This is a genomic window from Paenibacillus sp. FSL R5-0810 (assembly GCF_038002285.1).
In the GTDB taxonomy this organism is placed as follows: domain Bacteria; phylum Bacillota; class Bacilli; order Paenibacillales; family Paenibacillaceae; genus Paenibacillus_AQ; species Paenibacillus_AQ lactis.
Genome location: NZ_JBBOCF010000001.1, coordinates 5153086 through 5177549 on the forward strand (window position 1 = coordinate 5153086; position 24464 = coordinate 5177549).

General features: G+C 47.4%; 22 protein-coding genes and 1 tRNA gene. 21 read left to right on the forward strand and 2 right to left on the reverse strand.

The features are described 5' to 3' along the window. The first annotated feature begins 204 nt into the window (after positions 1-204). The 8 genes from mnmE to MKX76_RS22940 all read left to right on the forward strand — a co-directional run bounded on the left by mnmE (position 205) and on the right by MKX76_RS22940 (position 11218). Positions 205-1581 carry a tRNA uridine-5-carboxymethylaminomethyl(34) synthesis GTPase MnmE gene (gene mnmE, locus MKX76_RS22905; RefSeq protein ID WP_341034656.1) on the forward strand — a complete coding sequence of 459 codons (1377 nt, stop codon included), beginning with the start codon at positions 205-207 and terminating at the stop codon, positions 1579-1581. 231 nt (positions 1582-1812) lie between these two features. Next, on the forward strand, positions 1813-3699 hold the full coding sequence (gene mnmG / locus MKX76_RS22910) for a tRNA uridine-5-carboxymethylaminomethyl(34) synthesis enzyme MnmG (RefSeq protein ID WP_007129226.1): 1887 nt from the start codon (positions 1813-1815) through the stop codon (positions 3697-3699). A gap of 3 nt (positions 3700-3702) precedes the next feature. Then, positions 3703-4422: a 16S rRNA (guanine(527)-N(7))-methyltransferase RsmG gene (rsmG, locus tag MKX76_RS22915; protein ID WP_007129225.1), complete on the forward strand. Its 720-nt coding sequence runs from the start codon at positions 3703-3705 to the stop codon at positions 4420-4422. Between the two features lie 1807 nt (positions 4423-6229). Next, complete coding sequence (noc, locus tag MKX76_RS22920; protein ID WP_007129224.1) at positions 6230-7048, forward strand: nucleoid occlusion protein; 819 nt, start codon at positions 6230-6232, stop codon at positions 7046-7048. A 492-nt stretch (positions 7049-7540) separates the two neighbouring features. Continuing rightward, entirely contained in the window at positions 7541-8302 is a 762-nt protein-coding gene (locus MKX76_RS22925; protein WP_007129223.1) for a ParA family protein, read from the forward strand. Continuing rightward, positions 8295-9134: a ParB/RepB/Spo0J family partition protein gene (locus tag MKX76_RS22930; RefSeq protein ID WP_007129222.1), complete on the forward strand. Its 840-nt coding sequence runs from the start codon at positions 8295-8297 to the stop codon at positions 9132-9134. The genes MKX76_RS22925 and MKX76_RS22930 overlap by 8 nt, the downstream gene beginning before the upstream one ends. A gap of 396 nt (positions 9135-9530) precedes the next feature. Next, positions 9531-10679, forward strand: coding sequence for an aminotransferase class V-fold PLP-dependent enzyme (locus tag MKX76_RS22935; protein WP_341034657.1), 1149 nt, complete (start codon positions 9531-9533; stop codon positions 10677-10679). Between the two features lie 38 nt (positions 10680-10717). Next, positions 10718-11218, forward strand: coding sequence for a DUF4446 family protein (locus tag MKX76_RS22940; RefSeq protein ID WP_007129220.1), 501 nt, complete (start codon positions 10718-10720; stop codon positions 11216-11218). Here MKX76_RS22940 and yyaC read toward each other — a convergent pair. Then, a complete protein-coding gene (yyaC, locus tag MKX76_RS22945; RefSeq protein WP_007129219.1) occupies positions 11193-11798 on the reverse strand; it encodes a spore protease YyaC in 606 nt (201 codons plus the stop codon). The two genes, MKX76_RS22940 and yyaC, sit on opposite strands and share 26 nt — an antisense overlap. 332 nt (positions 11799-12130) lie before the next feature. Between yyaC and MKX76_RS22950 the strand changes: the two genes are divergently transcribed. The 4 genes from MKX76_RS22950 to MKX76_RS22965 all read left to right on the forward strand — a co-directional run bounded on the left by MKX76_RS22950 (position 12131) and on the right by MKX76_RS22965 (position 13787). After that, complete coding sequence (locus MKX76_RS22950) at positions 12131-12385, forward strand: DUF3343 domain-containing protein (RefSeq protein ID WP_040738345.1); 255 nt, start codon at positions 12131-12133, stop codon at positions 12383-12385. A gap of 14 nt (positions 12386-12399) precedes the next feature. Next, complete coding sequence (locus tag MKX76_RS22955; RefSeq protein ID WP_007129217.1) at positions 12400-13299, forward strand: mechanosensitive ion channel family protein; 900 nt, start codon at positions 12400-12402, stop codon at positions 13297-13299. A 63-nt stretch (positions 13300-13362) separates the two neighbouring features. Then, positions 13363-13581, forward strand: coding sequence for a DUF951 domain-containing protein (locus MKX76_RS22960; RefSeq protein ID WP_007129216.1), 219 nt, complete (start codon positions 13363-13365; stop codon positions 13579-13581). A 115-nt stretch (positions 13582-13696) separates the two neighbouring features. Continuing rightward, positions 13697-13787 (forward strand) — tRNA-Ser (locus tag MKX76_RS22965). Positions 13788-14612: 825 nt separating this feature from the next. Here MKX76_RS22965 and MKX76_RS22970 read toward each other — a convergent pair. Further along, entirely contained in the window at positions 14613-14807 is a 195-nt protein-coding gene (locus tag MKX76_RS22970) for a YjzC family protein (protein ID WP_028406519.1), read from the reverse strand. Positions 14808-15070: 263 nt separating this feature from the next. Between MKX76_RS22970 and rpsF the strand changes: the two genes are divergently transcribed. The 9 genes from rpsF to MKX76_RS23015 all read left to right on the forward strand — a co-directional run bounded on the left by rpsF (position 15071) and on the right by MKX76_RS23015 (position 24221). Continuing rightward, entirely contained in the window at positions 15071-15355 is a 285-nt protein-coding gene (rpsF, locus tag MKX76_RS22975; RefSeq protein ID WP_007129214.1) for a 30S ribosomal protein S6, read from the forward strand. Between the two features lie 47 nt (positions 15356-15402). Then, a complete protein-coding gene (gene ssb, locus MKX76_RS22980) occupies positions 15403-15879 on the forward strand; it encodes a single-stranded DNA-binding protein (protein ID WP_028406518.1) in 477 nt (158 codons plus the stop codon). A 21-nt stretch (positions 15880-15900) separates the two neighbouring features. Continuing rightward, on the forward strand, positions 15901-16173 hold the full coding sequence (gene rpsR / locus MKX76_RS22985; RefSeq protein ID WP_006207333.1) for a 30S ribosomal protein S18: 273 nt from the start codon (positions 15901-15903) through the stop codon (positions 16171-16173). Positions 16174-17149: 976 nt separating this feature from the next. Then, positions 17150-17824: an SOS response-associated peptidase gene (locus MKX76_RS22990; RefSeq protein WP_007129212.1), complete on the forward strand. Its 675-nt coding sequence runs from the start codon at positions 17150-17152 to the stop codon at positions 17822-17824. A gap of 714 nt (positions 17825-18538) precedes the next feature. Continuing rightward, the gene (locus MKX76_RS22995) at positions 18539-20305 is read left to right on the forward strand and encodes an ABC transporter substrate-binding protein (protein WP_007129211.1); all 1767 of its coding nucleotides are present in this window, start codon (positions 18539-18541) and stop codon (positions 20303-20305) included. Positions 20306-20371: 66 nt separating this feature from the next. After that, on the forward strand, positions 20372-21334 hold the full coding sequence (locus MKX76_RS23000; RefSeq protein WP_007129210.1) for an ABC transporter permease: 963 nt from the start codon (positions 20372-20374) through the stop codon (positions 21332-21334). Positions 21335-21346: 12 nt separating this feature from the next. Next, positions 21347-22270, forward strand: coding sequence for an oligopeptide ABC transporter permease (gene opp4C, locus MKX76_RS23005; RefSeq protein ID WP_007129209.1), 924 nt, complete (start codon positions 21347-21349; stop codon positions 22268-22270). A gap of 11 nt (positions 22271-22281) precedes the next feature. After that, positions 22282-23256, forward strand: a complete 975-nt coding sequence (locus tag MKX76_RS23010; RefSeq protein ID WP_007129208.1) for an ABC transporter ATP-binding protein — start codon at positions 22282-22284, stop codon at positions 23254-23256. Then, positions 23256-24221 carry an ABC transporter ATP-binding protein gene (locus MKX76_RS23015; protein WP_007129207.1) on the forward strand — a complete coding sequence of 322 codons (966 nt, stop codon included), beginning with the start codon at positions 23256-23258 and terminating at the stop codon, positions 24219-24221. Before MKX76_RS23010 ends, MKX76_RS23015 begins: the two co-directional genes overlap by 1 nt. Positions 24222-24464 lie beyond the last annotated feature (243 nt).

Consider the following 24464-nt stretch of genomic DNA (forward strand, 5'->3'; position numbering starts at 1 on the left):
ACTCCTTAAGCTTGTTAAAGGGAGTCATTGTTTTTTACCAAGATACAGTTTTGGGGCGCATCAGCCGGGCGATTGTTCGAGCTACAGCTTGGTGCAGCCGTTATACGCCCGAGGAGGGCGTTATCTAAGAGGAGATACAGCGAGTTGCAGAATGCATAGGGTATGAATCTGCACCCGTTCTAAATAGAAAGAGGTGAATACAGCATGTATAGCGATACAATTGCAGCCATTTCTACGGCCGTCGGTGAAGGCGGGATCGCGATTATTCGCGTCAGCGGACCGGACGCCGTGACGGAAGTGGAGCGTATATTTAAGACTAAGCGTAAGCTGAGCCAGGTGGAATCCCATACGGTCCACTACGGCCATATTGTAGATCCGCAGACCAGGGAGAATCTTGAAGAGGTGCTTGTTACGGTCATGCGGGCGCCCCGGTCGTTCACGACCGAGGATGTGGTTGAGATCAGCGCCCACGGCGGGGTCATCTCGGTAAAAAGGGTAATGGATCTGCTGCTGCAGCTGAACATCCGTCTTGCCGAGCCGGGGGAATTTACGAAGCGGGCCTTCCTGAATGGCCGTATCGATTTGTCCCAGGCAGAGGCAGTCATTGACCTGATCCGTTCGAAATCGGATCGTGCTTTCTCGGTGGCGTTGAAGCAGGTGGAGGGGACCTTGTCCCGGAAAATCAAGGAGCTTCGTCATACGCTGGTGGAAACCTTGGCCCACATCGAGGTGAACATCGATTATCCCGAGCATGACGTGGAATCTTTGACGGCAGAGTTCATTAAAGAGAAGAGCAGTCAGGTGATGGGCGAGATCGACAAGCTGCTGAAAACGGCCCAGGAAGGGAAAATTTTGCGCGAAGGCATCACGACAGCGATTGTCGGGCGTCCGAACGTAGGGAAATCCTCGCTGCTCAATACGCTGGCGCAAGACAATAAGGCGATTGTGACGGATATTCCGGGCACGACGCGTGATGTGATTGAGGAATATGTGACGATCAACAATATTCCGCTGAAGCTGCTGGATACGGCCGGAATCCGCGAAACGATGGACGTGGTCGAGCAGATCGGCGTCGAGCGTTCCCGGCATGCGGTGAACGAGGCCGATTTGATTTTGCTCGTCCTGAATGCCAGCGAGCCGCTGCATCAGGATGAACTGGAATTGATGGAACAAATACGCGGTAGACAATGTATCGTCATTATGAATAAAATGGACTTACCGTCTCAGCTCGATAAGGATGTGCTGAACCGGTATGTTCCGGATGAATTGATCGTTCCGATGTCCGTGAAGGCACAGGAGGGCATCGATCGGCTGGAGGAGGCCATCTCGAATTTGTTCTTCAGCGGCCGAATCGAAGGCGGGGATCTGACGTATGTCAGCAATGTGCGGCATATTGCCCTGTTGAAAAAAGCGAAGCAGTCGCTTCAGGATGCTTATGAAGCGGCCGATCAGCTCATCCCGATCGATATGATCCAGATCGATGTGCGGCTCGCTTGGGAGCAGCTCGGCGAAATCCTGGGCGAAGCCGTTGGCGATTCGCTGATTGACCAGATTTTCTCGCAGTTCTGTCTGGGCAAGTAATCGCTGGAGGATGATTTGTTGAAATGGAAGGAAAATGCGGAGCCGGAGGTTGTGGGGTGATTTGGGTGACCGGATATTCCTCCGGAATTCTTGGTCTCCATTACCATCGTTTTTCTTCTATAATAAGCGATAAGCTGCAGGTTGTAGTTTTTTTTAGAAGTTCTAAGCTGATCCACAGACATGGTGGAGGCTTTAATATATGAAAACAATATTCGAATAGGAGGGTTAGCCATGAGTTTTATGGGAGGCACGTATGACGTTATTGTCGTCGGTGCAGGACACGCCGGCTGTGAAGCGGCGCTTGCGTCTGCCCGAATGGGTGTCGAAACGTTGATGATCACGATCAACCTGGATATGGTTGCTTTTATGCCCTGCAACCCGTCGATTGGCGGTCCGGCCAAAGGACATGTCGTTCGCGAGATTGACGCGCTTGGCGGGGAAATGGGACGCAATATTGACAAAACCTTTATTCAAATGCGGATGCTGAATACAGGAAAAGGACCGGCGGTGCATGCATTGCGTGCGCAAGCCGATAAATTCTCCTATCAGCACACGATGAAAGAAACGCTCGAGAAGGAAGAGAAGCTCACGCTTCGTCAAGGCATGGTAGACCGCCTCATCGTTGAAGACGGCGTCTGTGTCGGCGTTGTGACACAAACCGGTACGGAATACCGCGCCAAAGCTGTCGTCGTGACGACAGGCACGTACCTGCGCGGCAAAGTGATTATGGGCGAGCTGACGTACGAGAGCGGACCGAATAATCAACAGCCATCGGTGAAGCTGGCGGAGAACCTTCGCGAGCTCGGCTTTGACCTCGTCCGCTTTAAAACAGGAACTCCTCCGCGGGTTCACAAGGACACGATTGATTTTTCCAAAACGGAAATTCAACCGGGCGATGAAAATCCTAAGTTTTTCTCGTACGAAACGAAATCGTCGGATAACGAGCAGCTTCCATGCTGGCTGACGTACACGTCGGTGGATACGCACCAAATTATTAATGATAATCTGCACCGTGCGCCGATGTATTCGGGTCTTATCGAAGGCACCGGACCACGCTACTGTCCTTCGATTGAGGATAAAGTTGTTCGGTTTGCCGACAAATCGAAGCATCAGATTTTCCTGGAGCCGGAAGGCAAAAACACGAAGGAATATTATGTGCAAGGGCTATCCACCAGCATGCCGGAAGATGTACAGCTGGCCATGCTCCGTTCCATTCCAGGGATGGAGAAAGTGGAATTGATGCGCAATGGTTATGCTATTGAGTATGACGCGATCGTTCCGACCCAGTTGTGGCCAACGCTGGAGACGAAGAAGCTTCCGGGGCTGTTTACGGCAGGTCAAATTAACGGAACATCCGGCTACGAAGAGGCGGCAGGGCAAGGGATTATGGCCGGCATCAATGCCGCCCGCAAAGTGCAAGGGAAAGAACCGGTCATTCTGGACCGTTCGCAAGGCTACATCGGCGTAATGATCGATGATTTGGTGACGAAGGGAACCAATGAGCCTTATCGCTTGCTGACTTCCCGTGCCGAATACCGTTTGCTGCTCCGCCATGACAATGCGGATCTGCGCTTGACCGAAATCGGTCATGACATCGGCCTGATCTCGGAAGAGCGGTATGCAAATTTCCTGCGCAAAAAAGAACTGGTCGAGCAGGAAATTGAGCGGCTCCGTCAAGCAAAGGTGAAGCCGGTTGAGGTAAATCCGATGCTGGAAGCAGCCGGTTCGGCTTCTATCCAGGACGGAAGCAATCTGCTCACCATCCTTCGCCGTCCGGAAGTGACGTTTGCGATGATCGAGTCGATTTCACCGTCTCCTTATGAATTGGATGAGGAAATGAAGGAGCAGGTTGAAATTCAAGTCAAATATGCCGGTTATATCGAGAAGCAGCTGGGTCATGTGGAGCGCCTGCAGAAGATGGAGAAGAAACGGATTCCGGAAGACATCGTCTACGATGATATTCACGGTTTGGCCATCGAAGCTCGTCAGAAGCTGAACAAAATCCGCCCGATCTCCATTGGGCAAGCATCCCGGATCAGTGGCGTCACACCGGCGGATATTTCGATACTGCTTGTGTATCTTGAGCACTATAACCGGGTAACCGCAGCGAAAGGATAAGGTATGGACGATATCCAGAAGTCATTTGTTGAACGGCTGCAGCAGCAAGGCATCGCGATAGATGATCGGCAGCTTCATCAGTTTGAGCAATATTATGAGCTGCTAGTGGAATGGAACGAGAAGATGAACCTGACCGGGATCACTGAGCGGGATCAAGTATATACCAAGCATTTTTACGACTCGCTTACGCTTGCGTTCTACGTAAAGATGCCCGACATCGGAAATATGGCCGACATCGGGTCCGGTGCAGGCTTCCCGGGGATTCCGCTCAAAATCGCGTTCCCCCATTTGAATCTGACTATTGTAGATTCACTTAATAAGCGCATCACCTTTTTGAAGCATGTGGTGGAGACGTTGGGCTTGGAGCAGGTTGAACTGATCCACGGCCGGGCGGAAGAGGTAGCCCGCAAGCAGGGATACCGGGACGGATTCGACCTGGTTACTGCCCGAGCGGTAGCCCGAATGGCGGTACTAAATGAATTCTGTCTACCGTTTACGAAGGTGGGAGGGAGGTTCGCGGCAATGAAAGGCAGCGACCCCTCGGAGGAAATCCAGGAAGCCGCTCGCAGCCTGAAAGAGCTAAGAGGCTCCCTGAACCAAGTTTACTCATTCTCGCTTCCGATTGAGGAATCGGACCGCCACATCGTCATTATCGACAAGAAGGGCGCTACCCCGGCCAAATACCCGCGCAAAGCGGGGACAGCGGCCAAATCTCCGCTCTAAGAGGTCTTGTGGCATGCTGGGGATGCGCAAAGCGATGATCAGAGATGTTTGCTTATTGGATTGGATGGTTGGTCAAGTTGCAGGGGCATAGTCACATTATTGATGGCGTGAAATTTGCAGCATCGTTCAGACGGCATCCGTGAAGGTAAATGTAAAGAAGGACCCAAGGCGGGTCCTTCTTTTTTGTGCTATGGTATGATTTAGAACAAATCAAGGATTTAAGGATCCAAGGATGTATTTTTTGGCGTTTTATAATCTGGTGTGCCGCCACATACCAAGAGTCATTATTTTATATATACCGATTTCACACAGCATATTTTCACACCCCGTATCCTCAATTGTAAGAACAGCTAGTGCAAAATCAGTTGCTAGCTTAGCTGCAAGATCAATTATAAGACCAGCTATAAATCATCATTAAAGTAGTCAGTTACAGATCAGTTCGTTAGAGATCCATAATCCATGAAACAACGAGTTATTCTAACGTGCCTGAGACGTTCCGACTAACGGCCCAAGACAATCGCCGGTTGAACGGCCGGAACCAACGCATTCAATGAGAAGCGGCCATGCTGGGCCATCAGCTCGAGAATCTGTTCAAGTTAAACCCTATACATTAATTGCTTTCATGGAATTTGCGGTTATAAAAGGCCATGGGCAGACTCTGTTTTTAAATTCTAGACTTTGTTGGTTTGCATGCACTAGCGTGCTCTCCAAGAGCTTATAAAAGTGACTACGATCCGCTAGTTGGTAGAAATTATGCAAATGTTTCACGTGAAACATTTGATAGGGGGGGAGTGGAGTTGATCATAGGCAAAAATAAGGTGACTAACATGGTGCAGGAAGTATGAAGAATGAAGTATGAAGAATGAAGTATGAAGAATGAAGTATGAAGGATAGGAGTATAAAGCATAAAATTTGAAGCCTGATAGCATATTGCTTTACCAAAGCAAAACCTATTTGCATGCGTGATGGTTGACGCCCATTTCCAGCCTTAAATGGCATGGCGGGCATTACGCAGTCGGCATGGAACATTTTTGGGAAAACCCATTGTAGAGGAACGAAACTTCTACTTATGAAGGAATTCACAAAAACTATGAATCTACCTTACCAATCACTTAGGATAAAAACCGACTATGCCTTTATTCAAATAGGAAGGTATGAGTGTTATTGTTTTGTGAGATTTCACATAAATGAGTGCTAATCAAAACGAGAAATGCAGGAAAAAAGGTGATTTTGGAGAATAGAGTTATAGAACAAAAAGTGGTAGAATAGAATCGTAGCATTATACAAGCAGGCGGGCTGACTTAGCCCGTTCTTTGATGGGCACCGAAAGGTTCGATCAAGGTGATTCGCCCATCCTTGCTTCGTGCAGACGAACGGCTACCACACAGCGACGGAGAATAGCTGTTGAGACAGCGATGTCCATTTGTTGAAGGCGGTCCTATTCACGATGGTTTGCTGCACGAGTAGAGGTATAGATCTATTCTTGTTAGATATTCAATGTAATGACATCATGATATTACCTCCTGTTGTATCTTTCAAGAATTAGTCGTGTTGAATGCGGCTTTTCAGAGAAGTGCGCCCAGCGAAGATGATGATGGCGTTGGTTCTCAATTTGCATGAAGTATGTTTTTGCAGGGAAATGCCTGGCTCTATTACTACATAAGCGGCTTCCACATATAGGGGATATGGGGTGCCGAGGCTAGCAGTGTAAACTGCAGGGCGGTAGTTTGCCTGCCGGTATTTGCCGGCTCTGATGATTGTCGGGGGCTCATCCATGCTATCATGAAATTAGGTGGTAATATACGGAATGAAAGAACAATTTTCGAAGTTGTTTGGCTTGGCGGCAGAGCGTAACCAAGGGGATGAAGTGAAACAAATCCCGGTCAACGAGGTTGTCAGCAGCCCATACCAGCCGCGGACGATATTTGATGATGAGAAAATTGATGAGTTGCTCCAGACGATTAGAACCCATGGAGTGATTCAACCGATCGTTGTCCGGGTCCGTAACGGCGTGTATGAAATCATTGCCGGGGAACGCCGCTGGCGTGCGGTTAAGAAGCTGGGTCTGGATACGATTCCGGCTATTGTTCGGGAGTTCAACGATTCTCAGGCAGCATCGATTGCCCTGATCGAGAATTTGCAGCGCGAAGGGCTTACTTCAATTGAAGAGGCCGTTGCTTATCAGAAGCTGATCGACCTTCATCAATTAACACAGGAAAGCTTGGCGCAGAGACTTGGCAAGAGCCAGTCGACGATTGCTAACAAAATCCGTCTGCTGCAGCTGCCGGAACCGGTCAAAGCAGCATTAATGGAACGTAAAGTCACGGAACGCCATGCGCGTGCACTGCTTTCTTTGGACAATGAGGAGACCCAACTGAAGGTGTTGGATGAGATCATCACCAAGGAACTGAATGTGAAACAGACGGAGGCGCGCATTGCCTTCTATAAAGAGGTAACAACGATGAAGAAGGCCAAACGGATCTCCTATAGCAAGGACGTTCGTCTAGCACTGAATACGATCCGTCAATCGATTGATATGGTTTCAGGCTCAGGCATGGCCATCAAGACAACAGAGAACGATCATGAAGATCATTATGAAATCGTGATCAAAATACCTAAACGTTAATCGGGTGTAAAGGCGGTATGCATCGTGCCGCTTTTTCTATTGAGCATAAACGAGGTGTTTGAATCCGAGGCTTGTTGCTCCCTGTTTCATTGACTTAAGCGTTAATGGAATTGGGGCATTCCGGGATGATTTCGCTTCAAGTTCGAAAGTAAGCCCTTTACGTTTCGCTGGCACCCTCATATTGGTCGTTTATGAATTCTCGAAATTATCAGCGTTATATCCAATATAAAAAAATGATGCCGGCAATATTCAACCTTCCGATTCAGGAGGGCTGAATCTTGTCGTTATTGACCGGTATCATCCACAGCCAGAAATACAGCTTTCGTTTAAAGATGAAAAGCTTGTATAACTGTATTGCTTTTTTTTCATCGATGAATGACCCGGATCTGCTTATTGATTTGGGGGTGTTCATATGATCTATATCCGGCTCTCGGGCTGTGTATCATCTATTGCGACTACTTAGAAGAGTCTTCCTACATTGAGGTGAAATGAGTGTCTAAAATTATTGCCATAGCAAATCAAAAGGGCGGTGTCGGCAAAACGACGACTTCCGTCAATCTGGGAGCTGGATTGGCTACGCTAGGCAAACGGGTGCTTTTGGTGGATATAGACCCCCAGGGCAACACGACAAGCGGGGTTGGTATTAATAAAGCCGATGTTGCAAATTGCATTTATGATATTATCATCAATGAAGTACACCCGAAGGACGCTATATGTGGGACGAACGTAGAGGGGCTCGACATCATACCGGCAACCATTCAATTGGCTGGCGCGGAGATTGAGCTGGTTCCCACGATCTCCCGTGAAGTGCGTCTTAAGAAATCGCTGCAGCTGATCAAACCCCAATACGATTATATTCTCATTGATTGCCCACCATCGCTCGGGATTTTGACGATTAATTCGTTGACGGCAGCCGATTCGGTCATTATTCCGATTCAGTGTGAGTATTACGCATTGGAAGGGCTTAGCCAGCTGCTGAATACGGTTCGTCTCGTTCAGAAACACCTGAATACATCGCTGAAGATCGAAGGTGTGCTGTTGACGATGCTGGATGCCCGGACCAATCTCGGCATTCAGGTTATTGAAGAAGTGAAGAAGTATTTTCAAGAGAAAGTGTACAGTACGATTATTCCAAGAAATGTTCGTTTGAGTGAAGCGCCATCCCACGGACAATCGATCATGACCTATGATCCTCGTTCAAAGGGAGCGGAAGTATACTTGGAGCTGGCAAAGGAAGTGATCTCGTATGAGTAAACGTTTAGGAAAAGGGCTGGATGCGCTTATTCCTTCTTTGTCTATTCATGAGGATGACAAGGTTGTGGAAATTCCGCTGACTCAGTTGCGAGCGAATCCGTACCAGCCGCGCAAGACGTTCAACGATGAAGCTATTCAGGAATTGGCAGAGTCCATCCGGCAGCATGGTGTCATTCAGCCGATTATTGTACGCAGTGTTTTAAAGGGATACGAAATCATCGCCGGAGAGCGTCGGTTCCGGGCATCTCAATATTGCGGCAAAGCGACCATTCCTGCCGTAGTCCGTTCATTCAGTGATCAGCAGGTAATGGAAATAGCATTGATCGAGAACCTGCAGCGGGAGAATCTGAACGCGATGGAAATCGCAGTGGCTTATCAAGGGTTGATGGAACAATTTTCCTTAACGCAAGAGGAGCTGTCGCTAAAGGTCGGGAAATCCCGTTCGCATATCGCTAACTTTCTTCGGTTGCTGTCTCTTCCGGAGGAAGTGAAGGAAAATGTTTCACGTGGAACATTGTCTATGGGACACGCAAGAGCGATCGTCGGAATTAAAGATCCGGTGCTTGTGAAGCAGCTGGCTAAGCAATGCGTGGAACAGGAGTGGAGTGTCCGCGAATTGGAGGAGGCCGTTAAGAACCTGGATCGTAAACCAGTTGACAAGAGTAAGGTTAAAACGAAGAAGAAAGATCCGTATATTGACCATCTTGAGGAAAGCTTGAGAGAAAGGTTCAAGACGACGGTGAAAATCAAGCATAACAAAGATAAGGGGAAAATCGAGCTGAATTATTACAGCAAACAGGACTTGGAACGCTTGCTGGAGATGCTCCAATAATTCGGTAATAGTTATCAAAATTGCAAATAATTCAGGTGCAGGATCCTGTATAATAGGTGAGCGCCCGTAAGATCGAGAGGACGTGCAACAGAATCGTTGCGTTGTCGTGCTTAAAACCAAAGACATGTCGATGTTCCCGGAGCGGGAAATAGATATGTCTTTGTTTAACCCTATTAGAACGAATGAAATGATATGAATTGTCTTTCTGTGGTAAAAGAAAAGGCGAGAATTTGTTCGTGGGACAAGGTCTTAGGTGAATCGCTGGGCTCGTATGGGAAAGTGTGACGAGTATAGTTATGAACATTGTGGTTGAATGGTCAAGGCTAATGTGTTTGATTTGAGGGAGAACAAGGGTTTCAAAGAAACGTAACTTCGGGTTGAGAAGGAGCGGCGAACGTGGACTCAATCGTTTATCTGGATCATGCAGCAACATCATGGCCGAAACCTCCCGAAGTGTTGGAAGCAATGAGAGTGTCGATGGAGGAGGCTGCAGCCAATCCCGGACGGGGGAGTCATGCCATGGCGGTGAAGGCTTCTCGTGTGTTATATGGGACTAGAAGGGCATTGGCAGCTTTGTTCGGAGTTAAAAATCCTAATGATATCGTGCTCACATCCAATACGACAGAGGCGCTGAATTTAGCGATTAAAGGATACTTGCGAGAAGGAGATCACGTGATTGCAACGATGATCGAACATAATTCCGTGCGTCGCCCGCTGGAATATTTGAAGCGAACGCGGGGAGTGCAGGTAGACTACGTGGCGGTTAATGAAAAAGGAGAGTTGAGGCTGCAGGAGGTGGAGTCGGCTTTTCGCTCAAATACGAAGCTTATCGTCTGCAGTCACAGCTCCAACCTGCTCGGTTCTATTGTTCCGTTGGAAGAGTTAGGGGCGCTCGCGAAGAAGAAAGGCGCTGTCCTTCTCGTAGATGCAGCTCAAAGTGCAGGTGTGCTGGATATCCATGTGGAGGACATGAATATCGGTATGCTCGCTTTCCCCGGACATAAGGGGCTGCTCGGTCCGCAGGGGACAGGAGGACTGTATCTGTCACCTGATATTGATCTGGAGCCGCTTCTGCATGGAGGGACGGGCAGTCAATCGGAGGCGCTGGAACATCCGACGATTCGTCCGGATCGGTACGAAGCGGGGACTCCGAATACCGTCGGCTTCGCAGGCCTTCAGGCTGGAGTGCATAAGGTACAGGAGCTGACGCCAAAGCAGATATACCAGCATGAATGGGAGCTTACACAGGTGTTGATGGAGGGGCTGCTTGCACTGCCATCGATTCGGATACTTGGACCGGGGCAGGGGGAAGCGCGAACCGGAATTGTGGCATTCGTATCGGATACATACAGCGCTTCGGAAATAGCTTTTCGATTAGATCGGGAATACCGGATAGCCGTTCGTTCCGGCTACCATTGTACACCGCTTGCGCATATGGCAGCAGGCACGGATCGGATGGGTGCAGTTAGGACGAGTGTCGGTATAACGACCCGTCCGGAGGAAATTAGCCTTATGCTTCAGGCTATGGCAGACATTCATGGCTGAGTATAGAGATCAAGATGGAGAAGAGGAAGGAAGAAAGCATGACTGAATTAAATGAATTGATCATGGAACAGCTGCATTGGTTTGTCGTCTTAATGATCATGATCATCTTGATCTTATGGATTACGGTCATCGTTCAAGGGGCAAAGCTTCGGGGGATGCGTCGCCGTTATGATGCTATGATGGCAGGGAGCGGAGTTGAGGATCTGGAAAGCTTGCTGGTTCAATTGAAGGTACAAATGGATGAAATTGAAGAGGGTCATGCCGATCACCAGAAAATGCTCGATTCGATTAACCGAAAGCTGAAAGGAATGAAATCACGGGTTGGCATTGTTCGCTATAATGCATTCGGAGAACGTGGAAACGAAATGAGCTTCTCCCTGGCTATTGTTAGCGATCAAGAGGAAGGGATTGTTCTGACCGGTCTTCATAACCGGGAGAGCTCGTATGTGTATGCCAAGCCGCTCAAAGATGGACAATCCAAATATCCATTGTCTCCGGAGGAGAAAGAGGCACTTACTCTTGCGCTGCAAGAAGGGTAGAACGATGCCATTCCTTGATCCCGGCAAATAGACAGGTTGCAATGATATCAGACAGCCGCATGACTAAGCTTAAACGCGTGTTCTGCAATACGAAGTACTCCATAAAGCCGCCGACATTGACGATGCCAGTTACATGGATATCGCCAACCGGCGGCAATTCTTTATGCACGCCGGCACCAGGTTTGAGCGGTCCATCCGATACCTGAATCGATCCGACGCTGGAGGATTGGCCAAGGCAGGCATCGATGCCGATGACGAAGGGGTTGTCGAATTTCTCATAGATTGCAGTCAGTGTTTCCTTCAAATTCATGGCGTGGACAGGCTCGTCCAATGTACCGTATAGATGGAACAACGGACTATTATAACGTGCCAGAGAGGTGCCGACTAGCGGTCCAAGGCAATCGCCGGTTGAACGGTCGGTGCCGATGCAGACAATGACAAGCGGCCTTTGTTGGACGCGGACATCCGACAGATGGAAGAGCAAGCGATGAATAATGGCAGAGTGAATATCAGGATCGGTATGGGATATTTTCAAGCTCGGGGTATCAGAACGAGACGTTATTTTAGATAGCCTGTTCATAGAATCTTCCTTTCGTCTGCATTTGGTAGTATCAGTATATGGATGAAAGACTGTTTTTATACTTTGCGATGCCATGAAATATTAAGAACGGGTCCTTTTCAAAATCCCAAAACCAGGCTGAACGGGGAAAGGCTCGGCCGTTCAACGGCTCAATGCTTGGCTTCATGTTAAAGGTGAATATCGTATATAAATCTCTTAGATAGTGGCAATACAATAATAGAGGGCAGAGGCTTACGTAATAGAGTGGAAAGCGAAGGAAGAAAGGTAAGGAAGTGAATTAGCGGCTGGGTGATTGAATACAAGGCCTGATAGATGGAGGGAGGGATAAAGCCGTGGAGGAAGCCATGCTGATTGCTTTTGATTCCACCCAGCAGGCGCTGCGTGCCGAGATGCTGCTGGAGTATGCGGATATCGAAATTGATTTGTTTCCGACTCCGAAGGAAATTACCGCAGGATGCGCATTGTCGATTCAATTTCCGCCTGATGCGTTAAATGAGGTTCAAGATATCATCAGGCGGGAGCAAGTGGAGATCAGAGGAATATTTGCTCTCAATGACAACCAGATTTATGTGAACATCGAAGATTAGGGAGGAAATAACGAATGAAGGCAATGGGCTATCTGACAGAGAATCCAGCTGATCCAGAAAATTTTGAGCAAATGGGAGAGGAGGCATTGCAGTTGAAAGATCAGATTTGGGCATGGTTAACGAATGAAGTGATGTGGATGCACATTCTTTCGTCCGCTATCCGGGTCATCATCATCTTCATCCTAACTCGGATCGTCATACGTATTGTTTATAAAATGATCGATCGGTTTCTGCTAAGACAGGAAAAAAGCCGGATCCAAGTCAATGCAAGGCGGTTTGTAACGGTAGGGGAGCTGCTGAAAAATGTAACCTCGTTTGTATGTAACTTTGTCATGATCCTGATTATTCTGGCGGAGTTCCAATTCAAGCTTGGTCCGCTATTGGCCGGTGCCGGTGTGTTGGGCCTTGCAATCGGTTTTGGTGCTCAGAGCTTGGTGAAGGACGTTATTACCGGGTTCTTCATTATTTTCGAGGATCAGTTTGCCGTAGGGGACGTCATTAAGAGCGGAGAATACCGGGGGACGGTAGAGGTTATTGGCTTGCGCACGACACGCGTAAGAGGCTTCAACGGAGAAATTTATATTATTCCAAACGGATTAATCACGAGCGTTACGAACTTTTCCCTCTCCAATTCCCTTGCCGTGGTCGATCTGCCGGTCAAGAACGAACAGCAGCTACAAGACACAATCACACTCATTCAGGCTGCGCTCAGCAATATTATGGACCGGTGTCCGGATGTTAAGGGAACGCCGGATGTTTTGGGAATCCAATCGCTGAGCACCTCCGAGTATGTGGTGCGCATTGCTGCCGAATGTAATCCGAACGCGCGGGAAACGGTCGAACGGCGGATTTTAACCGATATTAAGCAAGCCATTGAAGCGCGGGATAAAGGTCAGGAACGGGCCCAGGCTTGATCATGTCGGCATCCGATGATATATAATAGATAAGATGTGATTGATTACGGAGGAGCGGTAGCGATGGAGCGTAAGGTATTTCAACTAGGGGATATCGTACAGATGAAGAAGCCGCATCCTTGCGGGAATAATGAGATGGAAATAATCCGCATGGGGATGGATATCCGGATCAAGTGTACGAAGTGCCAGCATAGTGTGCTGATACCGAGAGCCAAATTCGAGAAAAATATGAAGAAGGTGCTGAGGTCAGCTCAGGAGCAGGAAGGGGCAGAGGAGGCGTAACCATTTCGCGCCTTCAGCCTCTTTAGGTTAAATGGCTATTGGATCGGTGTTTCAGGATCGAATAAGAACAGGTATTGACCAAGCCTTATTTTCATGATATAATCAATTCTGCTGTGGAAAGGTACCCAAGAGGCCCAAGGGGGCTGACTCGAAATCAGCTAGGCGTCGCAAGGCGTGCGTGGGTTCGAATCCCACCCTTTCCGCCACCAACTATATTCAAGCTCCGCTGTTATGAATATAGAGGAATTAGTGGTACATAAGGCAGGCGATCTAAGAATCACTGCATAACAGAACACCTTCACCATGAACAGGGATTGTCTCCCGATCGTGATGAGGGTGTTTTTTTGATAAAGGGCACGCTATGACATTTCCTGAATCACGCCCATTTGCCATTCCTATGATAGACCGAATTCCGAATGCCGCGATCCGAGTACAATGCCGAGTTTAATTCCAATCCAGTTGGAGATCCATAACTCCGGATTCAGGTTCCTTGCTTAGAGACCAGGCAGAACGAAGGGACGGTTATAACCATGTTTAGCATGACAGGATGGGCACAAACAGCATTAAAAAAGAAGGACCCATACGGGTCCTTCCTTCTGGGTAGGCGGTGCTTGTGATTTTGGAATCCTCATCTCATCAACACATGCTGCAAAACCATCGACAACAGCTAAAACTTGTCCATCAGGTCAAGCCAGTTCGCTTATGTCCTCCGCTTGCAATACGTGTGAATATCAGAAACCATTCTGCGTCGTTCAGCTGCAACGTCCAACGGAACCACACCTCTCTCATGCACCGCCTGATGATAATATGTGCATGAAGACGGATTCCTATGCAAATCTGCATGGATGGGAAAATATACCAAAAAAAGTGGATCAACAACATTTGAGCGGATCCTATTCCATGCTTGGCTAGGCGCGCAATGCAGTTGGCTGTTGTACTAAGCTGCTGCACCATAATTTCGTCAACAAAGCTGGCAAAGCCCGCAAGCGGTGGAATTAGTCGTTTGCGGGCTTGGGGCAGGATGTACTTGTTTACTTAGGTTGAACCCGGCGCTTATTCAGCCATACTCGGTCATCATTTTGCGTTTCCGGGAATGTGTCGCCTTTTTCCATTTTAATCTGACGCGGATTCTCGATCCCCATTATGTGGTCTCTTACACCGACTTCCATATAGATGCCGTTGTTCGGAGCCTTATCTCCTCCGCGGAATTCAGTCTGTTCTCCCATCATGGAACCCTCCCTTAACGTATTGGATGGACTGCATTTGTTAGCATGTGCCGGAAGGCCGGAATGCATGGCAGGTAAAGTGAGATAAGCACGGAAAAATAGGGAAGAGACCTCAAGAAAACCGAAAAGGGAGCAGCCTGCGATAAGGGAAAAGAAACTTGCATCCGATCATCCGTTCTGGTATAGTATTATGGTGCGAGTTAGGCTCGCTCCTTGCTCTCAACTTAGATTGGGGGCCGAAGTCCATAAGGAGGTGGAAATATATGCGCAAATATGAAGTGATGTACATTATTCGTCCTGACATTGAACAAGAAGCTGTTCAAGCTGCAGTCGAAAAATTCCAAGGCATCATCTCCAACGGCGGAGAAATTACGAAGCACGAAGTAATGGGTAAGCGCCGCCTTGCGTATGAGATCAAGAAATTCCGTGATGGCGTCTACGTTCTGGTTAACTTCAACGCAACACCAGATGTTGTAGCAGAACTTGAGCGTCTCATGAAGATTTCTGACGAAGTTATTCGTTATCTCATCACGAACGACGTTGCTTAATACGAGAAGTCTTTGTAATTGATTTCGTTCTAAAGGAGGGGATTGGATTGTTGAACCGTGTCATTTTGATTGGCCGACTGACTCGGGACCCGGAGCTTAGATATACGCCTTCAGGAGTCGCTGTCACACAATTTACACTTGCTGTAGATCGTCCGTTTACCGGACAAGGCGGGGAGCGCGAGGCGGATTTCATTCCGATCGTGACCTGGAGACAGCTTGCGGAGACTTGTGCCAACTATCTGCGTAAAGGCCGGTTGACGGCCGTAGAAGGGCGCATTCAAGTGCGGAATTACGAGAATAACGAAGGTAAGCGTGTATACGTCACCGAAGTCATTGCCGATAATGTTCGTTTCTTGGAGTCTAACCGTGAAGGCGGAGGCGGCGGAAACCGTGAGGAGTCATCGTTCGGCGGAGGAAGCGGCAGCGGAAACCGCGGGGGCAACAACTTCTCGCGCAACAATCAGGATCCTTTTTCCGATGAAGGAAAACCGATCGATATTTCGGATGATGATTTGCCATTTTAATACGGAAAGGACTGACAACGCATGGCTTTTAAACAAAGAGAAGGCGGAGACAACGACAAAAGACCGGCACGCCGCGGCGGCCGCAACAAGCGTCGTAAAGTATGTTTCTTCACTGTGAACAAGATCACTCACATTGATTATAAAGATACCGATCTGCTCAAGAAATTCATCAGCGAGCGCGGAAAAATTCTGCCTCGTCGTGTAACAGGTACCAGCGCGAAGTATCAGCGTGCTCTGACGATTGCGATCAAACGCTCCCGTCAAATCGCATTGCTTCCATACACAACCGAGTAATTCGGTTACAGAAGCGGTTCAGCCTTGATAGGCTGGGCCGCTTTTTTTGTTCGGGTACCCATTCGGCTGTTGTCTCGGAACCTCCCCCAAAATAATGCCTCTGTGTTGATTAAGTTGGGCTCCTTGTCCTCAGGGATAAGCCGAGGCTTAATGGGCCAGCATTCTTGGAACGAAGGGATGACCGTACAGAGACTTGTATTATCTGTATTATTATTTGTATTTGTATTTGTTATGTTCGACTCCGATCGATCACGGCCTGCATCTATTCAAGTGACGTTGCGGATACTCGTTCGTCTTGTAACACGATCATGCTTCTGAGTAGTTAGACATTTTTCCGGAATATTCGTCGCAATCATGAAATAATTTTATTCTGCATTAGGAATACCGAACAAGTTCAGCATGTCTTTTCGGAGGAATCTTGTCTTCTCTGAGAAGACATAATTTTCATGAATTGCTTTTGTGACGCGAGGGTATACTAAAGCTTTCCAGTTTTAAAGTATGAAATAGTGTCTATTGATAGAGGACAGTGTCTATTGAGTGAAATACATCCTCCCCAAATGGTGGTTTCGTATGGCTGAAGATTTGTAGTGAGATGCAGAGATTATTTTGTGTCTTTAAAAAAATTCCTTCTATTATATATGTACTAATATAGAGCATGGAAAAACCAAATGGCCAATTACAATGGCACCTCATTTAGAGAAACTTATATCGAAGGCACAAGAAGCACAAACCTGCAAAGGCTGTTTTAAGAATAAGGGTGTCTATTGTGAGTATACATGAAAAGTACCTTTGGTTATTCTTCTATTCAAAAGAAAGTAAAATGAGAATTACCATAAAATTTACAAATGGTGACTTCAAATTACCTGTCCACTCCTAGAATACAATCGGACATCAAATGGAAGAAACGGAGCGACCGTCGAATGATGCATATTCAACCTCATTTATCCAGATGCTAAAGGGAAAAGGAGGTATGTCTATGTGCAGAAGGTATTCCATTTCCGCCGGTCTTGAAGAAGTGAACAGCTATTTTGGAATCAGCCGCGTGATGTATTACTATAAGAGCCGCTACAATATTAGCCCGATGCAGTCTGTGCCTGTAGTAGTCCAGGAGGGAGGAGAAAGGGCACTTGACGAGTATCGTTGGGGACTGGTCCCTTACTGGGGAAAGGACGCGGTGAATGCGGATCTGATCACGGTGGATCAGAATCCTACTTACCGCAGAGCCGTTGATACACGTCGGTGTATCATTCCCTGCAATGGTTTGTATTACTGGAGAACCGTAGGGAAGCGAAGCTACGCGGTTCGGACTGTGGTTGGAAACAACGAGATTTTTGGCATGGCCGGATTGTATGAAACATGGCGGGATGCAAGAGGTGTTGAAATGAGAACCTGCACGGTGATTATGACGGAAGCGAACGAGGCGATCCGGGAGTTCGACGCGCGTATGCCGGCGATTTTGTCGGAGGAAAGCATGGAGAAGTGGTTGGATCCAGAGCTAAAGGGAGTGCGTGCACTGCAACCACTGCTTGGAACATACCGGGGTTCGATGCGGATATATCCGGTCACGCCGTTGATCGCCGATGATTCTCATGACCACCAGCAGTGCATCGAGGAGATGGATTTGAAGCGGGCATGGGTGAAAAGCGTTTAGTTCGTAAGTATGAAGTCTTTCATGTACTTGATCAGACGCTATGAACTGCAGCAATCGAAACAATCCGGGAACCGATCCCGGGTTGTTTTTTGTTGAGGCGGGCGATCTGGAACAACTTCGGATGGCCTATGTTCCTAGCCCTGCTTGGTTAGTGGAGAACAATATTTAACATCGGAAATAGGTCCAACTATATTATCACGGATTATTGCATCATGATGGAATGTTTTCTGACTTATTTTTGACAGAAAAGAAGATGGTTACAGGGTGTTGAATCGGATATTGGGTAATTTTATATACCTGTGTAATATAAGTTGACACAAATGTCGAAAGCGTATATATAACATTATCTATAAAATGTAAAATGGACTTGAAATTACATACATTTTCAGTAAACGAAGGGTAAAGTAAGCGATTAAAAGTATTTATTAACCCCGAAAATGACCTTAAAAACATGTTTTTTGAGAAATTTGAAAAAAAGTAATTGACGTTACCTAATTTTACACGTATCATAACATTAATTTTATAGGCAAGAAGATTTTGCTAGAGACTTTGGCACTAATTGACCATTGGTATATTTTCTGTAAATCTTTCAGCGGATTTCACATCATGCTTTGACATCCACGAGTCCGATCCGAGGCCGAAATTATTTAAGGATGATTTCAATATTCGTCCTGATAATTTATAGCATCATTATATTTTAAGAGGAGGATTAGCATGAAGAAGAGAATGTCGTTACTGCTTGCCATCATGCTCATGGCCATTTTGGTTCTTGCAGCGTGCGGCGGCGGTCAGACAGCAGAACAACCAAACCAAGGGGACACGCAAACTGAGCAGACTCCACCTGCCGAAGGCGAAGGCAAAGAAACAGAACCGCCAGCTGAAGGACAGGACGAGAGCCAAGGTTATTTCGAGGCTGAGGATCCTTCCGCGAACCCGGCAAATGCTCTGGCTCGCAAAGATACGCTGATCGTTGGTATGACAGCCCCTAAAGGGGTGTTCAACCCATTCTACTGGCAGACTGCGTATGACCGTTACGTTGTAGACGCCATTTTTGACAGCTTCTTCTCTCTGAACGGGGATGGCACTTACAATAATCGCCTGGCTGAGAGCGTTGAAGTATCCGAAGACAAATTGAAATACACGTTCAAATTGAAGCAGGGTGTGACATACTCTAATGGCGAACCGGTTACTGTAAAAGACTATGCTTTCGCCATGAAAGTTTTACATGACAAGAGTTACGACGGTCAATCCGATATTCTCTCCGTTAACGTTAAAGGTGGAAAAGAGTATTACGATGGTAAAACTGACGAGATTTCCGGTATTAAAGTCATTGATGACCATACCGTTGAAATCGAAGTTACAGAAGCAAATGCAATGACTAAGGATAATCTGGGTACTGTGTTTTTTGTTCCGGAATCCTACTACGGCAAAGATTACAAGCACGGCAACCTGGAGTACATGAAAGACCTGCATTCCAAACCAATCGGCAGTGGTCAATATGTACTGAAAAGCTACTCTCCTGGACAAGAGGTAGTTTTAGAAGCTAATCCTAACTATTTCTTGGGCGCACCAAAAATCAAGAATGTCATTTACAAAACTACAACTGATGAAACCAAATTGGCTATGTTCCAATCCGGTGAAATCGATATGGATATGGTATCCGTTAGCGAGGATAACGTAGAAGCTGTGAAGCTAATGGGCTTCTTGGATTATAATATGTTCCCATACAATGGTTACGGCTATGTAGCGCTGAACCATAAAGATCCTAAGTTTCAAGATCAAAAAGTTCGTCAGGCTTTGCTCTACGGTTTGAATCGTGCTGAAATTGTTGAAATCATCTATGGTCCATATGCGAATGTAATCAATATTCCACAATCGAGCGAATCATGGGCTTACACGAATGAAGGCATTGAGCCGTACGAGTTTGACATGGAGAAAGCAAAGCAGCTTCTTGATGAAGCAGGCTGGGTTCCAGGTGCTGACGGTATCCGCGAGAAAGACGGCAAGAAATTCGAGATTCATTTCTCTGCAACGGCTGACAACCCGGTAATTGATGCACTGATTCCGATTATGACAAAGAACTACCAAGATCTGGGCATAAAATTAACAGCTGAAACTTTGGACTTTAACGCAATCATGGATAAGAAGGATAAAGGCGAGTTCGAAATGTTCTTTGCTGCTTGGGGCTTGACTCCGGATCCAGACTCCACGGTTTATATCACAGATGGACAGCAAAATGACCTCGGATATTCTAATCCTGAATATGATGCAGCTATGAAGAAAGGTCTGAACGCCTTTGACCTGGAAGAGCGTAAAGCGGCTTATGCGGAAGCATATCGGATTCTGAACCAAGACGTTCCAGATCTTCCGATCTACCAAAGACGTGATATGTGGGCAATTAACTCTAGATTGAAAGGCATTGACATCACGCCTTACAAAAACTTTGCAATTGATCTGTACAAAGCAGAAATTGAACAATAGCATCAAGAAACATATGCTCAGCTCGCAAGAGCTGGGCATATGCACTTATAAGCCGGGAGGAATATTATGAAGCAGTACATTATCCGGAGGCTGCTGCAGATTATCCCGACATTGATCGGGATCTCGATTATCATATTTGCAATATCATCTTTGGTACCAGGTGATTATATCACTGCAGTGAACAACCCGACGATGACTGCTGAAAAAGCAGCTCAGCTTCGGGAAATTTATGGTTTGGATAAGCCGCCTGTAGAACGTTATCTTACATGGGTCGGCAATATGATAAAGGGTAATCTCGGAGATTCCCTTGTGCACAAGCAACCAGTTACAACCGTAATGAATAACTACGTATGGAATTCCTTTTTTGTAGCAATTTTTAGTTTAATTTTCAGTTGGATTATAGCTACTTTTGCTGGCGTGTTCTCAGCAAAGTTTCAGTACTCATTGTTTGATAAAATCGTCACATTACTAATTTTCTTGTGCATGTCACTGCCGTCTTTCTTTATCGGACTCCTGCTTATCAAGTTTTTTGCCTTGGATTTAGGATGGTTTCCTGTAGGCGGAATGAAGACTTCGGGACTGAACGGAAGCACATGGGATCAACTGATCGATATTGCATGGCATATGTTCTTGCCGGTTATGGTACTTACGATGCTTAGCACAGGTAGTTTGACGCGGTATTTCCGTACAAGTATGCTGGAGGTTATTCGTCAGGATTATATCCGTACAGCCCGTGCAAAGGGATTGAAGGAACGTACGGTTATTTTCAAGCATGCGCTGCGTAATGCGATGCTACCTGCCATTACTCTCATTGGTTTCGAGCTCCCATCCTTGTTTGGTGGAGCCATCATCCTGGAGAAGATTTTCATCTGGCCAGGGGTCGGTCAAGTTTATCTGGAATCGATCAATATGCGGGATTATCCGTTCATGCTTGGTTTTACAGTATTCATATCCGTTTTGACACTTGTGGGCAACCTATTGTCTGACGTTCTATATGGAGCTGCAGATCCAAGAATTCGCTTAAAGTAGGAGGAGATTCACTTGTCCGCAGAGACTGCACCATTAAAAACGAATCTACCAGTTCCGAAGAAGCGGCCGGATTCCCCATGGCAAATTGCTATTCGCCGTTTTGCCAGAAACCGTCTTGCTGTCATCGGACTTTTTATAGTTGTATTTATGTTTTTGCTCTGTTTTATTGGCCCATTTTTTTCACCTTATGACCTGTACGATTACAATAAGCTTGATAAGAACTTACCTCCAAGCTCGAAATATTGGCTGGGCACCGATAAACTGGGGCGCGATATTCTGCTACGCATGATGCTTGCTGGACGAATATCTCTTTTGGTTGGGCTTGTTGCGACAGGCATTTCGGTAATTATCGGAGCAACCTTGGGAGCTATAGCGGGTTTTTATCGTAAATGGGTAGACACGCTGACCATGCGTATAGCTGATATCTTTATGGCAATACCTACACTGCCGATCCTGATTATCTTGGGTACGATCTTGTCGGACCTGAAGGTGGAGCCTTCGGATCGTATTTATTTCTTGATGCTGATTATCGGTGTATTGGGATGGAGTAGTGTATCCCGTCTCGTTCGCGGTCAAATCTTAGGACTTCGCGAGCAGGAGTTTATGCAAGCTACCGAAGCTTTGGGACTGAAAGATCGCCGGAAAATCTTCCGCCATCTGCTTCCTAATACGATTCCAATCATTATTGTATCCGCAACACTGGGTGTAGCAGGAGCGATTCTTTACGAATCTGCACTGAGCTACCTCGGAATTGGTGTTGTTCCACCAACGCCGTCGTGGGGGAATATGCTCTCCGCCGCCAACAATATGATCGATTTCCGAAAGCGGCCGTGGCTGTGGATACCGCCAGGTATGTGTATTCTGGTTACCGTAGTTGCAATCAACCTGATCGGTGATGGACTTCGCGACGCACTTGACCCGAAAATGAAGAAGTAGGAGATGCGAATATGGCAAAAGAATTAGTTGAATTCCGCAATTTAAAAACGCATTTTCAAACCTCCGCAGGTACCGTGAAAGCCGTCGACGATGTCAGCTTCAAAATCCGGGAAGGCGAAACCCTGTGCGTCGTCGGCGAGTCGGGCTGCGGCAAGAGCGTGACGGCAATGTCACTGATGCGTTTGATCGATGTTCCCCCGGTCGGCGGGGAGATTTTATATGAAGGCAAGGACCTGCTCAAGATGAGCAAACGGGAAATGAGTCTGATCCGCGGTAATGATATCGCAATGATCTTTCAGGAGCCAATGACTTCCTTGAACCCTGTACTGACGATTGGCGAGCAGATCGTTGAGCCGATTTTGCTTCATCAGCTTGTGGACCGTAAAGAAGCGAAGAAGCGTGCGATCGAGCTGATTAACCTGGTCGGCATTCCGCGTGCAGAGAAAATCTTTGAGTCTTATCCGCATGAGCTTAGCGGCGGCATGCGTCAACGGATTATGATCGCAATTGCGCTGAGCTGTAATCCGAAGCTGCTCATCGCAGACGAGCCGACGACGGCGCTCGATGTGACGATTCAAGCCCAGATTCTGGACTTGATGCGTGACATTAAGGATAAATTCAAGACGTCCATCATGCTCATCACGCATGATCTCGGCGTTGTAGCCGAAATGGCCGACTATGTCGTTGTAATGTATGCCGGCAAAGTGATTGAAGAGGCTCCGGTTATCGAGCTCTTCAAGCAACCGAAGCATCCGTACACGAAGGGCCTGCTGAAGGCGAAGCCGGTCATCAATCAGACCCAGGAGCGTCTTTATTCGATTCCGGGTCAAGTACCGAACCCGGTTGATCTAGGCGACAACTGCCATTTCCATGATCGCTGCGAATTCTGCATGCAGATCTGCAAAGAGAAACAGCCTCCGCTCGGTACCGATCCGAACGGCCATAAGGTCGCTTGCTGGTTGTATGAAGAGGAGGGGAAAGCATAATGAGTCAGGCACTACTTGAAGTTGATAACCTAAAAAAATACTTTCCCATTACCGGCGGCATACTCCAGCGCCGAATCGGTGATGTTAGAGCCGTCGACGGCGTCAGCTTCACCATTAATAAGGGTGAATCCTTCGGACTTGTAGGCGAGTCCGGCTGCGGCAAGAGCACGATCGGACGTACGATTCTCCGCTTGCTCGAGAAGACGGACGGCAAAGTGTTGTTCAACGGAGAGGACATCCATGCATTGCCCAAGGAAAAAATGCGCGCGATGCGGCCGAAGATGCAGATCGTATTCCAGGATCCGTTCAGCTCGCTGAACCCGAGAATCAAGGTAGGGGAAGCCATTGGCGAAGCGCTCATCGACCATGGTCTTGTAAACCGCAGACAGCTCAAGGATAAGGTCATTGAGACACTGGAAATATGCGGGCTTGCCGCGTATCACTATGAGCGTTATCCGCATGAATTCTCCGGTGGACAACGGCAGCGGATCGGGATTGCCCGCGCGCTCATTCTGAATCCGGACTTTATCGTTGCAGACGAGCCGGTCTCCGCGCTGGATGTGTCCATCCAGGCGCAGATTATTAACCTGCTCAGCGACCTGCAGCGCGAGAAGCAGCTCACGTATCTGTTCATTTCCCATGATCTTAGCGTTGTCGAGCATTTGTGCAACCGGATCGGGGTTATGTATCTCGGATCGATGGTTGAGATGGCCAGCAAGGAAGAGCTGTTCCGCAACCCGCTGCATCCATACACGAAGGCACTGCTCTCCGCCGTTCCGATTCCGGATCCGACGCTGAAGCGTGAACGCATCGTGCTGACGGGTGACATTCCGAGCCCGGCAAATCCGCCGTCCGGCTGCAAGTTCCACACCCGCTGTCCGCTTGCTTCCGATCTGTGCAAGCAGCAGGTGCCGGAATACCGTAATGTCGGCAATGATCACTTTGTGGCTTGCCACTACGCATAAGGTGCAAACGAAAATCGGCTTAACAGGTTCTCATTATATAAGACTTGCGCTTTAACCCGATTCTGACAAAATCCTCTTGTTTTATTACGGTATCAGAATCCAAAAAGGACTTCTTCAGTCTAAAGACTGACAGGAAGTCCTTTTTTAGTAGGATCCATGCATGCAACTACTGATTTAGTTGCCTCCGTTATATGCTGCCTGCAAGGTAAACGTTCCATGCTGTTATAACAAACCAAGCTCATA